This is a genomic window from Glaciecola sp. SC05, from assembly GCF_041380235.1.
Classification (GTDB): Bacteria; Pseudomonadota; Gammaproteobacteria; order Enterobacterales; family Alteromonadaceae; genus Glaciecola.
Map to the genome: position 1 here is coordinate 1 of NZ_JBGIYY010000003.1, position 14,675 is coordinate 14,675.

The 14,675-nt window shown below is 43.3% G+C and carries 12 protein-coding genes; 7 read left to right on the top strand and 5 right to left on the bottom strand.

All coding sequences use genetic code 11. The annotated features are described in order from the left end of the window. Positions 1-867: 867 nt before the first annotated feature. Positions 868-1,161: a DUF1330 domain-containing protein gene (locus AB9H30_RS03285; RefSeq protein ID WP_371193205.1), complete on the bottom strand. Its 294-nt coding sequence runs from the start codon at positions 1,159-1,161 to the stop codon at positions 868-870. A gap of 205 nt (positions 1,162-1,366) precedes the next feature. On the opposite strand from AB9H30_RS03285, the gene AB9H30_RS03290 reads away from it, so the two are divergent. Beyond that, positions 1,367-1,759: a RidA family protein gene (locus AB9H30_RS03290; protein WP_371193206.1), complete on the top strand. Its 393-nt coding sequence runs from the start codon at positions 1,367-1,369 to the stop codon at positions 1,757-1,759. 276 nt (positions 1,760-2,035) lie between these two features. After that, complete coding sequence (locus tag AB9H30_RS03295; protein ID WP_371193207.1) at positions 2,036-3,091, top strand: endonuclease/exonuclease/phosphatase family protein; 1,056 nt, start codon at positions 2,036-2,038, stop codon at positions 3,089-3,091. Positions 3,092-3,192: 101 nt separating this feature from the next. Here the strand turns inward: AB9H30_RS03295 and AB9H30_RS03300 are convergent, their stop codons facing one another. The 4 genes from AB9H30_RS03300 to AB9H30_RS03315 all read right to left on the bottom strand — a co-directional run bounded on the left by AB9H30_RS03300 (position 3,193) and on the right by AB9H30_RS03315 (position 7,703). After that, positions 3,193-4,308, bottom strand: coding sequence for a peptidase C39 family protein (locus AB9H30_RS03300; RefSeq protein WP_371193209.1), 1,116 nt, complete (start codon positions 4,306-4,308; stop codon positions 3,193-3,195). 40 nt (positions 4,309-4,348) lie between these two features. Then, on the bottom strand, positions 4,349-5,833 hold the full coding sequence (locus AB9H30_RS03305; RefSeq protein WP_371193210.1) for a RimK family protein: 1,485 nt from the start codon (positions 5,831-5,833) through the stop codon (positions 4,349-4,351). 188 nt (positions 5,834-6,021) lie between these two features. Then, entirely contained in the window at positions 6,022-6,948 is a 927-nt protein-coding gene (locus tag AB9H30_RS03310) for an electron transfer flavoprotein subunit alpha/FixB family protein (RefSeq protein WP_371193212.1), read from the bottom strand. Further along, the gene (locus AB9H30_RS03315) at positions 6,945-7,703 is read right to left on the bottom strand and encodes an electron transfer flavoprotein subunit beta/FixA family protein (RefSeq protein ID WP_371193213.1); all 759 of its coding nucleotides are present in this window, start codon (positions 7,701-7,703) and stop codon (positions 6,945-6,947) included. The genes AB9H30_RS03310 and AB9H30_RS03315 overlap by 4 nt, the downstream gene beginning before the upstream one ends. 351 nt (positions 7,704-8,054) lie before the next feature. Here AB9H30_RS03315 and AB9H30_RS03320 point away from each other — a divergent pair, with 351 nt between their 5' ends. From AB9H30_RS03320 to AB9H30_RS03340, 5 genes are all read left to right on the top strand, one after another. After that, positions 8,055-9,698, top strand: a complete 1,644-nt coding sequence (locus tag AB9H30_RS03320; RefSeq protein WP_371193214.1) for an electron transfer flavoprotein-ubiquinone oxidoreductase — start codon at positions 8,055-8,057, stop codon at positions 9,696-9,698. A gap of 137 nt (positions 9,699-9,835) precedes the next feature. Then, complete coding sequence (locus AB9H30_RS03325) at positions 9,836-10,627, top strand: alpha/beta fold hydrolase (protein ID WP_371193216.1); 792 nt, start codon at positions 9,836-9,838, stop codon at positions 10,625-10,627. Positions 10,628-10,786: 159 nt separating this feature from the next. Further along, positions 10,787-11,005, top strand: coding sequence for a DUF2788 domain-containing protein (locus tag AB9H30_RS03330; protein ID WP_371193217.1), 219 nt, complete (start codon positions 10,787-10,789; stop codon positions 11,003-11,005). A 28-nt stretch (positions 11,006-11,033) separates the two neighbouring features. Continuing rightward, positions 11,034-11,558, top strand: a complete 525-nt coding sequence (fldA, locus tag AB9H30_RS03335; RefSeq protein ID WP_371193219.1) for a flavodoxin FldA — start codon at positions 11,034-11,036, stop codon at positions 11,556-11,558. 195 nt (positions 11,559-11,753) lie between these two features. Then, positions 11,754-14,615 carry a M14 family metallopeptidase gene (locus AB9H30_RS03340; RefSeq protein WP_371193220.1) on the top strand — a complete coding sequence of 954 codons (2,862 nt, stop codon included), beginning with the start codon at positions 11,754-11,756 and terminating at the stop codon, positions 14,613-14,615. The last annotated feature ends 60 nt before the right edge of the window (positions 14,616-14,675 follow it).

Sequence of the window (14,675 nt, forward strand, 5' to 3'; positions counted from 1 at the left end):
GGCAAGCAATAACTTTCATGACGTATAACACCTTACATAACCGGTGGTGGCTGCTCTTGCCAACATCCGGTTAATGTATTTGTTATGTAACATTACCTTTATCTCAGACAAAACCAATTACTAGCCCAACGACCAAAACTATCCAGAAATTTGTGGTATTCAGCGTTTTAGATAACAACCAAAAATATATGTAACTTAAAATACCTGAAATAACAGTGCTAATTAAAATATTTAAAATACTCGACCCGAAAGCTAGGCCAAAAATCAGCATGAGAGCAGTGTATATAGCAGCACATAATTCAGGCTTCTCTGTTCTTACTAGAAGTTGAACTAGGGCTACCAAAATAAGCATATTCAAAAAAAACATCTAAATATCTTCCCTGTTATATAACAACTTATTATCCGAACACAATTATCAGATAAACCAAAATCTGAGTCGTGTTTGTTTTTTTTCATATTACTAATATATTAGGCAAGCCTTGTTAGGTCAATAAGGTCGTTTTATCGTGTTTTTAAAACACGAACAAATGCTGAATCTTGCACATAGGCGGCTTTTGTTGATAGTTCGATGGTTAAAACAAAATTGCTCTAGTGATAAATAAGAAGTTTCATGTTTTCTAAATAGAGCAATAACTACAGTAATGTTGTATCTTGTTTTTATGCGGTAATTTGTATTAAATAGCGAATATAGCGGCTCAGACTGCGATCATACCCGTTGTCCGTTACTCGATACCCGTTATCGAAATGCTGTTAGTAAGCTGCAAGGTGGCGTTATTTATCTGCGAGAAAATGACACCATAAGCGCCTATATAAAATCAGAATTCCCACTACATAGTCGCCGTTTCCTGGCAAACAGTACAAGCAGAGTTATTCAAAACCCTTTACCAATATCGAATTGGCCGTACTTCCCGCTTCTCGATGCTTTGAAATAGCTTGATACTCATCAGACATTAACCACGTGATTGCACTTCGCTTTGAAGGAAATTCAATAATCACTGAACGTGTGGCCTCCCACTTGCCGGCAAGGACGGTTGGCTCTTCGTCAACGCTTAGCATTTTGCCGTCAAATTTTTCGAAAACTTCGGTAAAGCCGCTTTCGTACTCGTCGTATTTAGCACGGTCGTGGATAGTTAGTTGTGAGACGATATAAACTGTCATCATAAATTCCTGTAAACATTCAATATGGACTTGCCTAGTAAATTGATAGTACATTAATCAGCGTGAATAGATGACTAACGCTAGCGTATAAATACTTATAAATTTGATGAAGTTTACGCCTCAACTATGTTCACTGAGCAAAACCTTATACAGTTAAAGGATCGGTAAACACACAACTTAAAAAACCGCATAAAAGAGGACGTGTAAAATGACAATCGGAACAGACCCCATTCTATTGGAGCCGGATGTGTTTAGCGCATTTGCCATAGGCCAAGGCCACTGTGTTGGTAACGTGGTGTATCTGTCAGGTCAGGCAGCAGTAAACGATGCAGGCGAAATTGTGGGCGAAGGTGACATTACTGCGCAAATTGACCAAGCCATGGCGAACATTAAACGTGCGCTGCAAGCAGCAGGCTCTGATATTGACCGTATTTTCAAGATTACGGTGTACCTTACCGACATGAACAATTTTGAACATATCATGGCTATGCGTCATCGATATTTTGCTGAGCCATGGCCCGCCGATACCACTGTGGGCGTGCAATCACTGGCATTACCTGAACTCATGGTTGAGCTAGAGGTTATCGCTACACGCAGTTAAAGTTCAGTCAGGCTCGCACGATTTGTAAACTGGCAATTGCGATTGACGCTAAGATCAAAAGGAACGTCTAAATATCATCACGTAGCTTTGCCACATGCGATTATTTGATCTACCAAATCTCTCAAGCGTAATCTATATCTTCAGGCAGGATATATCGCCACAACCTCTAAAATGAAGCTAAAAATGAAAATACTAAAGACAGTAATCTTATCGCTTTGCGTACTCAGTCTAGCCGCTTGCACTACCTCCCAACCTGCATCTAATGCAAGTATTACAATGGCGACAGATTCAATTCAAGAAAATTCAGCTATAGCCTTAAGTGCCTGTGGTCAAGGCAATGTGAAAAGTGTTGATGAGCAAGGGTTTGATTGCGCAAACAACATGCAAACGGGCTCCGCAATGCATAAAAACGGTTGGGTAATGCCGGTTGGCTATGAGTTCCCTGACGGTGACACCGTAAAAATCATTTCGTGGAACGTCGAGCACTTTGTTGACGAACACGACGATCCCTATGTAGAAAATCGCCGCGAAGATAACCCTGAGCATATGGGCAACAAACGCGCCGACTTAGTTGCTGCTCTTAGAATGGCCGATGCCGATGTGGTCGTACTGCAAGAGTTTGAAAGCGCTAAGTTGCTGCGACATATCGCCGTAAATGAACTTGCAGACATGGGCTATCAATTTTTTGCAGATGCCCCCTCGCACACTTGGTATATGAACGTAGTAGTCATGAGCCGCGTACCTTTAGGCGTTCTGTATAGCTACGGTAACCTGCATACCCCCCTAGTAGATTGGCTAAATGATGAGGGCAAACCCGCTTCACAGAATCGTTTAAATACCCGTACTTGGGCTATTGATGTTTATCCGTCTACAGACTATTCATTTGTTATGGGCGCTGTTCACCTTAAAGCTGGGCGCGACAAGCGCGATGTAGCTATGCGATTGGGTCAAATTAACATGTTAAAAGGCCAGTTCGAGCGTTTTTTAAATGAAGATCCTGACCGAAACATACTATTAGTAGGTGATTTCAACTCACTGCCCAACACCATAGAGCTGAATACTCTACTAAGCGGTCAGCACAATGGTAATACCTTTACCGACCCCTTGAGCGATACTGACTTTACCCACACTGCGTTAGAGCCTCAGCGACGTTTAGACTATGCGGTGATGAACGGTAACATGCTGCCCGAGTTAGTGCCTGGGTCAGCTAAACCAGTAAGTTATTTTGAGCCTAAGCGTCAAGACGATCTAGCCGACCACTTGCCTGTCGTCATTGAGTTTTATACTACCGACAGAACTTTCTCTGCTCCTTTGGATTACGATACTAATTGAGCCTCTTGCTTAAAGAAGCTGAGCAACTAAATGTGATTGCGCTTCACAAATGCAAACAAATTTGATTGCACAACTTTCTTTTTGTAATTACCCTTAGCTGGCTATTTAGAGAGGACTAAACAAGTCCTTAATTTTTGTTTGCCATACGTCGCCATGCCAGCGAAATCCTCCACTGCAATAGGAATATGCTGATAATCAATGGGGTTTTCATCTTCGTCTAAATCAGGATCATGAATGTATAAACAAGTATCATCAATATGCGTAATGGCTACCCAATGCGGCACCTTTTTTTCATCAAACTGATAGGTACTGATTAAACAAATAACCGCTTTACCCTGCTCTATTGCATCACGCAGGTCCTGAATGTCGGGTTCGGCATAATGCAGTTGAATACCAGCCTGAGATGATTTATCACAAAATTGCTGATGTACCGCGTTTAGCAGGGCTTTTTTGTGAGCACTGCGTACACCATCTATAAAGGGCGTATGCGCAATGTTAATATAAACTTCAGCTGTCATGCCAAGGCTTTTTGCAGCAAGGGCCAAACCTATCGGGTGGCTACCGCCATGACCAGAAGTCATATATATAGATGTCGCCTGCCGCCATATATCCAGCTCAGTGTTTTGAGTCAGCACTACTTGAGCATCAAGCGCCGCTCCAGCCATCATTAAAGCTGCGGCACCGCAGGTAAACTCCGTGGTTTGTTGATACCAAGGGTAAGCAGGCAAGAAGGTTTTAGAAAACAACTGTTTTATGGCTTTTTGCATCCGTAAGGCGTCCGCCTTATTTTCGTAATATTCTTTATAAAGACCAAACTGCTTATAGTCTAAGCGTTCATACAGCGAGATTGCATGTTGATTATCGATTGCAACCTCAAGTCTCATAAATAATAAGCCTTGTTCTACTGCGGCTGCTTCAGCAGCCAACAATAAGCGCTCACCTAACTTGTGGCCACGCGCACTTTTGTCGCTTGCAATCGAGTATAAACGAGCAGAGCGAGAGCCTTTGCGCATGATCACCAAGGCATAGGCCATTACTTTACCAAGCCCTTGTGTACTATTGTCGCAAGCCACCATAAATATTGCGTTTGGTGCGCTAATCCAATAACGAATGCGGCGTTTGGTGAGTTTGTCGTATTCAAAACTGGCATTTTCAAGCGCAAAAAGCGACTCTACGTCTGCACTCTGCGCTGCTCTAATTTCAAAGATCTGACTCATATTAGCTGTTTCATTGAATTTTGCATGATGACTACTAATACTAGCGGCCACGCGATTCCAAACGGTTTGCAAATTCCTGCATGATGATCATGTACAGCTCTTTGCCTAAGTACAGATCTTCTACTTTTGACTCTAGGCTTGGGTTGTCATTAACTTCAATTACATAAACTTGGTTGTTACTTTGCTTTACGTCTACACCGTACAATCCACGCCCAACAATAGCACTGGCTTTTATTGCAGCATCAAGCACTGGTTTGGGTACTTCAAAAGTTGGTAAGGTTTCAAAAGCGCCAGAGAAATCCTTTGTAGAGCTGTGATTGTAAATCTGCCAATGATTACGCGCCATAAAGTATCGACAGGCATATATCGCTCTGCCGTTTAGTACGCCAATACGCCAGTCGTATTCAGTAAAGATAAATTCTTGAATAAGAACAAGGGCTGACTGTGCCAACATTAAATCAAGCTTAGCGCTTAGTTGAGCTTCGTCATCAACTTTAAATACGCCAATCGAAAATGAGCTTTCAGGCAACTTCAGCACCATTGGAAAACCAAACTGAGCAATTAAGCGTTCTCTTGAAGCTTCATCATTTTGTGATACAAACGCACTTTTTGGAGCCGGCACTTTGTTGTAAGTAAATGCATCTTGCAAAAACACTTTGTTGCAGCAGCGCAAAATTGATGTTGCATCATCAATGACCACTAAGCCCTCTTGCTCAGCTTTACGCGCAGCATGATAGGTGTGGTGATTAATTGCCGTGGTTTCACGAATAAACAAGGCATCATACTGACCAATCAAGCCCAGCTGTTTCGGCGTGATTAATTCAGCGTGAATACCGACTTGTTGAGCTGCTTTTACAAAGTTTTTAAGTGATTTAGCATCACTTGGCGGCGTTTTTTCATCTGGGTTGTGCAATATAGCCATATCCCATCGAGCACGTTTTTTAGGCGATGTTTTACGCCAGTTGGTTACAATAAACTGCTGTAAACGGCTAAACAATAAGCTTTGTTGCTCGGCATCTAAACTCTCTATGCTCACCAACTGAACAGTCAACGAGGTAACGTTGTGTGCGACGGTTACGCTAAGTGATAAAATTGGCACAGGAAAGCGCTCAAACGCGTATTTTGCGATACGTTTAAATGCATTGTTTTCAGTGTTTCCAAAAAAGGCAAAGACACTGTCAGTTTTTAGACTTGACGCTACTTCAGCAAAACTGCCACATAAATGTTGTGGAAGCGTAATCTGGTGACTATCTAATTGCTCATCATCACTGCGAATGATTAGGTCATTAATGGCATTCACACTTGGCAAAACTTTATGCTGCCGCGCCTCAGCTAGGAGCGAGCAATAATAACCGCGACTCAAATATAAATCGGTTGCACACAGATTGATTACCCGTGTTTTAGGCTCGCCTTTTTTAGGATAGTCAGACAAGTACTGATTAAAATCAATAACCGGTACGCCAATATCAGGAATTGTTTCAGCAAAATTGCTTACTGAATCTACCACAACAATAGTGTGGATCATGTGTTTACCCTTGTGAAATTGATGCCAACATAGCATCACAAAATTGAGCGAAATATAGACACTATTTGTAAATACGCAAGGGATTTTTATCGAAAATTACATTATTTTTTAGGGTATATTTTAGGCATAAAAATACCAGCGCTTAGGCTGGTATTTTTTGTTACTTAAAAAAGCGTTAAGTTATTGATTTATAAAGCAGACTCTAACTGAGGCAATACTTCAAATAGGTCCCCTACCAAGCCATAATCTGCGACTTGGAATATTGGAGCTTCTTCATCTTTATTGATGGCAACAATAACTTTTGAATCTTTCATACCGGCAAGGTGCTGGATCGCCCCTGAAATACCCACTGCAATGTACAGGTCAGGTGCAACAATTTTACCCGTTTGTCCAACTTGCATGTCGTTAGGTACGAAGCCTGCGTCTACTGCGGCGCGTGATGCACCAATTGCAGCGCCAAGTTTATCGGCAATACCGTTTAACAAAGCAAAGTTATCGCCATTCTGCATACCGCGTCCACCAGAAATGATCACGTTTGCTGCAGTCAACTCAGGTCGCTCAGACTTAGTTAGCTCTGCACTTACATAAGATGACTTTTCTGAAGTTTTCACTACGTCGACAACTTCAATTGCAGCGTTGCCGTCATCACTCACCGCATCAAATGCAGATGCACGAACAGTGACTACTTTTACCGCGTCAGAACTTTGCACAGTAGCAATGGCATTACCCGCATAAATAGGACGTACAAAAGTATCTGCAGATTCAACATCGATAGCATCAGATATTTGTGCAACATCTAACAATGCTGCCACGCGTGGCATGAAATTTTTACCTGTGGTCGTTGCAGCCGAAAATATATGCGTGTATCCGCTGGCAAGCTCTACCACTAAATCAGCAATATTTTCTGGCATTTGATGCAAATACACGGCGTTATCGGCTAACAATACTTTACTGACGCCGGCTAGCTTAGACGCAGCCTCTGCAACACCTTGACACTGCTCACCGGCAACTAATACTGTGATATCAGTGCCCACAGCTTTCGCTGCCGTTATCAGCTTGTTCGTTTCAGGTTTTAGCACCGCGTTGTCGTGCTCTGCATATACTAGAACTGTCATGAAATCACCTTTGCTTCATTTTTCAATTTATCGACCAACTCTTCTACACTAGCTACTTTAATGCCGCCCTGTCTTTGCGGTGGAGGTGTTACTTTAATCACTTTAACGTTTGAAGAAAGATCAACACCCATATCTGCCGCAGATTTCACGTCAATTGGTTTACGCTTGGCTTTCATAATATTTGGAAGTGATGCATAGCGAGGTTCATTCAGGCGAAGGTCAGTTGTAACTACTGCTGGTAGAGATAGTTCTACGGTTTGCAGGCCGCCATCGATTTCGCGAGTGACCAAAACTTTACCATCAGCAAGCTTTACTTCCGAAGCAAATGTGCCCTGAGGCATATCAGTTAATGCAGCCAGCATTTGACCGGTTTGGTTATTGTCAGAATCAATTGCTTGCTTACCTAAGATAACTAAATCGGGCGCTTCTGCTTCGACTACTTTTTGCAAGAGCTTGGCAACCTGCAGTGACTCTAAAGACACGCCAACTTCGGTTTCGATATGAATACCGCGATCTGCGCCTAGCGCTAGACCGGTTCTGATTTGCTCTTGGCAAGCTTTATCGCCTATCGAAACGACGATGACTTCTGTCGCGTCGCCTTTTTCTTTCAAGCGAATCGCTTCTTCGACTGCGATTTCACAAAATGGGTTGATTGCCATTTTGACGTTGTTGAGGTCAACCCCAGAATTATCAGGCTTCACACGGACCTTGACGTTATAGTCGATGGCGCGTTTCACCGGCACTAATACCTTCATACTTTCCCCTAGTGGAATTGGTTAGTTTTAGCTTGCTAACTTAAACGTGCTAAAGCGTTTAAAGGTAGACAACTTTAAAAATGTAATGCATTTGATAGATGTCATGATAACTATACATTCGCTACAATGACCATAGTTGCTTAATACGCCTGTCGAACAAACATGTGATTATAATAGACACAGTGTTTTAAACAGCTTTTAATTGTATAACGCAATTTATATAGAGTTGACGTAAACGTCAACCTGCATTACCTTTCACACACTATTTGATTTTACAATGTTTTGACGAGTTGTAATATTCGTTTAACGAATACTCCTCTATAACTTGCGAGCACCTGCTTGGAGACAGCAATGGAAAGAGAAACAATGGAGTTTGATGTAGTCATTGTAGGCGCGGGTCCATCCGGCTTATCGACGGCGATCAAGCTCAAGCAATTAGCGAATGAGAAAAATACCGAACTCAATGTTTGTGTTCTTGAAAAAGGCGCAGAAGTTGGAGCCCATATTTTGTCTGGCGCGGTGTTTGAACCTACTGCACTTGCCGAACTATTCCCAGACTATAAAGAGCGTGGCGCGCCACTGGGCCTTGAAGTCACTGAAGACCATATTTATCTTCTTAACAGCGAAACAAGCTCAACCAAGTTACCCAATTTAATTACGCCTAAAAGCATGCACAACCATGGTAACTATATTTTAAGTATGGCGAACATGTGCCGCTGGTTGGCAGAACAGGCTGAAAGCTTAGGAGTTGAAATCTACCCAGGCTTTACCGCTTCTGAAATTCACTACGATGATAAAGGTAATGTTGCAGGTATCATTACGGGCAGTTTAGGGCTTGGCGAAAACGGCGCTGAAAAAGACGGCTACGTACCAGGTATGCTGTTAACCGGAAAATATACTGTATTTGCGGAAGGTTGCCGTGGCCATCTTGGCAAAGAACTCATTGCAAAATTTGAATTAGATAAAGACGTTTCAACCCAACACTACGCAATTGGTTTTAAAGAAATATGGGATGTACCGGCCGAACAACATCAGCCTGGTTTGGTTGTTCACACTGCCGGATGGCCCTTAGGTAAAGCAACTGGTGGTAGCTATTTGTATCACGCTGAAAATAACCAAGTATTCGTTGGTTTAATTGTTGACCTAAATTACAACAATCCACATTTGTCGCCTTTTGATGAATTTCAGCGTTTAAAACACCATCCAGTAATTGCCGAAACCTTAAAAGGTGGCACACGAGTCACTTATGGTGCAAGAGCCATTTCTAAGGGTGGTTTTCAATCATTGCCTAAAATGACCTTCCCCGGTGGTTTAATGGTGGGTTGTAATGCAGGTACGCTTAACTTCTCAAAAATTAAGGGTAACCACACTGCTATGAAGTCGGGCTTGTTAGCGGCTGAGGCTCTGTTTGGCTTAACACAAACAGAGGAAGTTAAAGACCCAGTTGAATACACTGAACGCTTTAAATCCTCTTGGTTGTACGACGAGTTATATCGCTCGCGTAATTTCGGCCCGGCTATTCATAAGTTTGGAAACTTTATGGGCGGTGCCTATAATACGCTGGATCAAAACTTCTTCGGCGGTAAATTACCGTTTACCATCACCGATTCTACGCCGGATCACGCCACACTTAAGCCCGCGAGTGAGATGCCTGATATCGAGTATCCGAAGCCCGACGGCGTGTTAAGTTTCGATAAGCTGTCTTCTGTGTATCTATCCAATACTAACCATGAAGAAGATCAGCCCTGTCACTTAAAATTAAAAGATCCAAGCATTCCTATTCAGGTCAATTTACCTAAGTTCAACGAACCGGCCCAGCGCTACTGCCCTGCTGGCGTCTACGAAGTAATTGATAGCGACGATGGTGAAAAGAAATTCCAGATAAATGCACAAAACTGCGTACATTGTAAAACCTGCGATATCAAAGACCCTTCGCAAAACATTGTTTGGGTGGTGCCAGAGGGCGGCGGTGGCCCCATGTATCCAAATATGTAGCGAGTAGGACTACTGAACAAAGATTGCTTAACTTGATATGATTGCCCAGCCTACGCTGGGTAATCTTTTTTACGCACATCAGTGGTATTCGCAGAATAATTCGTCCGCCAATCCAAACGAAAACTCAGGAACTACAAATGTCACACGGTTTATTTTATCAAACGCATTCACCTAAAAGCGCTTCAACAGAAGCACTACCAGCACTAGTGTTGATACATGGCTTGTTTGGTAACTCTGATAACTTATCGGTAATTCGGCGGGCGTTTGAACATGAGCGTTTAGTTATTAGTATAGATTTACCTAATCATGGTAAATCTTTGCGCACCGAACGTTTCAATTTTGATGATTACGCCGAGCGTGTAGTCAAACTATTGCAAGAGCTTAAGCTGAGCAACTGTGTGCTTGTAGGCCATTCATTGGGCGGCAAGGTGTCGATGTTAGTGGCCAAGCAACTGCCGCAAATCGTGTCGAAATTGGTCATTATGGACATTGCACCTATCCCCTATCCTGCCCGGCATCACGCAGTATTCAGCGGTTTAAACAACGTTGATTTATCGAAAATATCATCGCGCACCGATGCAAAAATCAAACTAGCTGAGCATGTGCAAGAATCAGGCACTCAAGCATTTTTACTGAAAAGCCTTTACCAAGATGACAATCAACAGTGGCAGTGGCGCTTTAATCTGCCGCTGATCGTACGCGACTATGATGCACTCAGCGCATGGGATCATTCTGGCATATGCTACAGCGGGCCTACTTTGTTCATGAAAGGTGCTGAATCTGACTATATAACAGCAGCCCATCAAGCAACAATTATTGAGCAGTTTCCGCAGGCAAGCGCTAAAATTGTGCAAGCGGGTCATTGGCTGCACGCCCAAAAACCACAAGTCGTTAACGCTCTGATTACAAAGTTTTTACGTGGTGAGTAAACTGAACACTTTATGCACCGAATATCGGTGTTTTGCTCAGTTTTAAAAATTTTTTATGATAATATCCGCGAAGTTTTCATTCAAAGGTCGATACGTAAATAACGCGGATTGACCTAAGCGGCTAATGCCGTACATGTTTGACTTTATTTGGATTAATGCATGTCGCCCGAAACGTTTAAAACAGTTGAGTCTATCGCCTTAAATATCACGCTAGTTGTGTTATTTACGCTAATGTTCTTTGCTGTACACGATGTGCTAACTAAAAACGATGTGCCGAAAACAGGTCGTTTTATAGTTTATGGGGTTTTGGGCTTAGGTGCCTTAGGTTTCGTAATGAAAGGTATTATTGAACTCTTTTGGATGGCGCAAGGCGTCTGACGACAAACAGAAGCGGAGAATTGTATAAATGGCAAGTGTAGGCCTCTTTTTTGGTAGCGATACCGGTAACACTGAACATATCGCAAAGATGATTCAAAAAGAATTAGGTAAGCACCTAATTGACGTAAAAGATATTGCGAAAAGCAGTAAAGAACAAATTGCCGAATTCGACCTGCTTATGTTTGGTATTCCTACTTGGTACTATGGCGAAGCTCAGTGTGATTGGGATGACTTCTTCCCTGAGCTGGAAGAAATTGATTTCGCTGACAAGCTTGTAGCGATATTTGGTTGCGGTGACCAAGAAGACTACGCCGAATATTTTTTAGACGCGATGGGCATGATCAGAGACATCGTAGAGCCAAAGGGTGCGATATTAATCGGTCAATGGCCTACAGAAAGCTACGATTTTGAAGCCTCTAAAGGAATGGCCGACGACAACCACTTTGTTGGCCTAGGCATTGATGAAGACCGCCAGCCGGAGCTCACCGAAGAGCGTGTCAAAGCTTGGTGCGCACAAATTAAAGAAGAGATGTGCCTAGCAGAGCTTGAATAACAAAGGCGCTAGACATCGAGGCTACTACATCGTTTAGTAGCCTTTTTTTTGCCCTTAATTTAGTCTTAAGCGTGTTTGCTTTAATTTGAACCTTTTAAGCCTTTAGTGGTAGTCTAATCACTTCAGCATATTACCTAGAACATTCTACAAAATCGTGAATGCCTAACCCATCAATAATAATAGCGGAAACCTACGATGCATAAAAAACTCATTAGCTTGATGTGCGCTGCTGTTTGCCTGACGCAAGTTGCGCAGGCCAGTTTATTAATGAAACCAACCTATCACCCCGATTTAGACTACAAAGCGCCTTTACTCGAAGGTAATTACAATCAAGACATTACCCACCCTGACGATGTATTAGGGTTTGAGATTGGTCAGCGGGTAGCAAACCCTGCTCTTATTACCGAAGCAATTCAAATTTGGAAGACCCAAAGTGAGCGCATGGTGGTGCTTGAGTATGCAAAGAGTCATGAAGGACGACCTCTATTTGCAGTGTTTATCTCAAGTCCTGAAAATCTTGCTAAACTTGACGATATCAAACAAGATCTTAACGCCCTTGCCGACCCACGGGTAACCTCAGACGCTGAGGCTGAGCAGATCATTGAACGTCTACCGGCCATTGCGTGGATGGCATATTCGATTCATGGTAACGAAACTTCCGGCGCGGATGCGGCACTTGCCGCTATCTATCACCTTGCTGCAAGCACCGATCAAGCGACAATCGATTTGCTCGATGACATGGTGGTGGTGATTGACCCTATGATGAATCCTGACGGACGCGCGCGCTTTGCCAAGTCTTTAGAACAATATCGCGGAGCTGCACCAAACGTAGATGACCAAAGCTTGTTGCACCGCGGTGATTGGCCCTATGGCCGCACTAATCATTACCTATTTGATTTAAATCGAGACTTTTTTTATCTGACCCAGCCCGAAACAAAAGGCCGCGTAGCACTTATTAATAAATGGCGCCCGCAGCTTATGATAGATGGCCATGAAATGGGTCCACAAGATACCTATTTGATGGGCCCTCCCCGTCAGCCCTTAAACTTTAATATCGCTCCTAGCGTCCAAAAATGGGCGGTCACGTTTTCTAAAGACCAAGGCGCTGCGTTTGACAAAAATGGCTGGACTTACTACACCGGCGAATGGTTTGAAAACTGGTATCCAGGTTACTCAAACTACGCAGAGTATAGAGGCAGCATGCATATTTTGTATGAGCAATCGCGTATGTCTGAAGACGGCGTAAAGCGTCCCGAAGGCACCATTCAAACGTATAAGCAGTCGGTGCACCATCAATATGTTAGTACCCTAGCAAACTTAGCGTCTTTGGATAAATATTCAGACGCAATGTACAAAGACTATTGGCAAGACCGAAAAATGGTAGTTTCGAGCAAAAGTCCTTATGCGAATAAATCGTATGTAGTGCTAGCCAACGATAATCATTCGCGCACTCACCTATTGGCTGAAAAATTATTAGCACAAGACATTGAAGTACAGATGGTAAACAAAGCCTTCAAAGTCGATAACGCCACTAATCACCTTGGTATAGAAAAAGATAAGGTGAATTTGCCTGTGGGAAGTTTAGTGATCAACGGTCGCCAGCCCGAAGCGCGTTTACTGGCAGCAATAATGGAGTTTGATTCTGCGTTAAAGCCAGAGGTAGTTCAAGCTGAGCGCCAGCGAGTGCTGAAAAAAGGGGAATCGATAATGTACGATACCTCAGCATGGAATTTAACCATGATGTATGGTCTCGAGGCCCTAACGGTTAGCGATGAACTCAGTAAAAACCTATCTGCTTACAACGAGCCTAGTCAAGTCAATAATCAACCCGATTCGAACGCTATTGCATGGTTTGTTGACGGCGCAGACGACGCGTCTGTTGCCTTTGCAGCAAGGTTAATGGAACAAGGGGTCAACGTTCGAGTCATTGATAAAGTCGCGCAGTTTGATGATGTCAAACTCAATAGAGGCTCGGTGGCCATCACCATCACTGACAACGTCAACAACAAAGACTTACTGGCGCTAATTAAAAAAACCGGTGACGAGTTAAACCTGCAGGTAATGAGCGCAACAACCGGTTATGGTAATGGCGAATTGCCGGACTGGGGTGGTGAACACTTTGTGCTATTGCAGCAACCGCAAATTGCAATTGCCTCTCAGGCTGGCACCCGTGCGAATGACGTAGGTACCACCTGGTGGAGCATTGATACGAATCTGGGTATACGTCATAGTCACTTAGAATCTGATCGCTTAGCCTCTGCTGATTTACGTCGCTACAACACAATTATTTTGCCCCAACGTGGTAGCTTGAACCAAAGCAGTCAAAAAGCGCTCGCTGAATGGGTGAAGCAAGGCGGAACATTAATCACTCATGATAACGCCAGCGCGATCATTGCGAAAATGGAAGATTTTAGCTCGGTGAAAATTGTTGACGAAATCTTTGCAGATGCTGAAGATTTTGATATCGCCTTACAGCGACGTCTACTAGCAATGCAGCCATATAGTGTAAGCGAGGCTCTCACGACGTCCCTACTGAATACGGATGTTGCCTACCCATGGGATAACAAGCCAGATCGTCTCGATGAAGATGCGCTTAAACAACGCAACGAATGGCAGAAACTATTTATGCCGGCAGGCGCCATGGCAGTGGGACATGCCGACCAAGAGCACTGGCTCACCTTTGGCGTAACTGAACAGCTACCGGTGCTTTATGCTGACCAATCGGTGCTAGTAACGCCTCAAGGCGCAGAGTCAGTTGTCTCTATTGGTGTATATACTGATAACGAGGAAGCTAAAAACGACAGTGCACTCGGCTGGTATTCCATTCCAGACGGAAAAGAGCTGCACGTGCGCATGAGTGGACTAATTTGGCCAGAAGCGGCTCAACGTATCGCCAACTCAAGTTATTTAACACGAGAATCTATTGGTAAAGGTCAGTTGATTATGTTCTCTGGACAACCAAACTTCAGAGGGGCCACAAGAGGGACTAATCGTTTATTACTAAATGCCATCGTATATGGCGGAGGCTTTGGGACACGCCCGAATATTGAGTTGTAAAAATATACTGATAAACAGCGTGCTTTATCATGAATATCCATTATTAAGCACAATACCTTT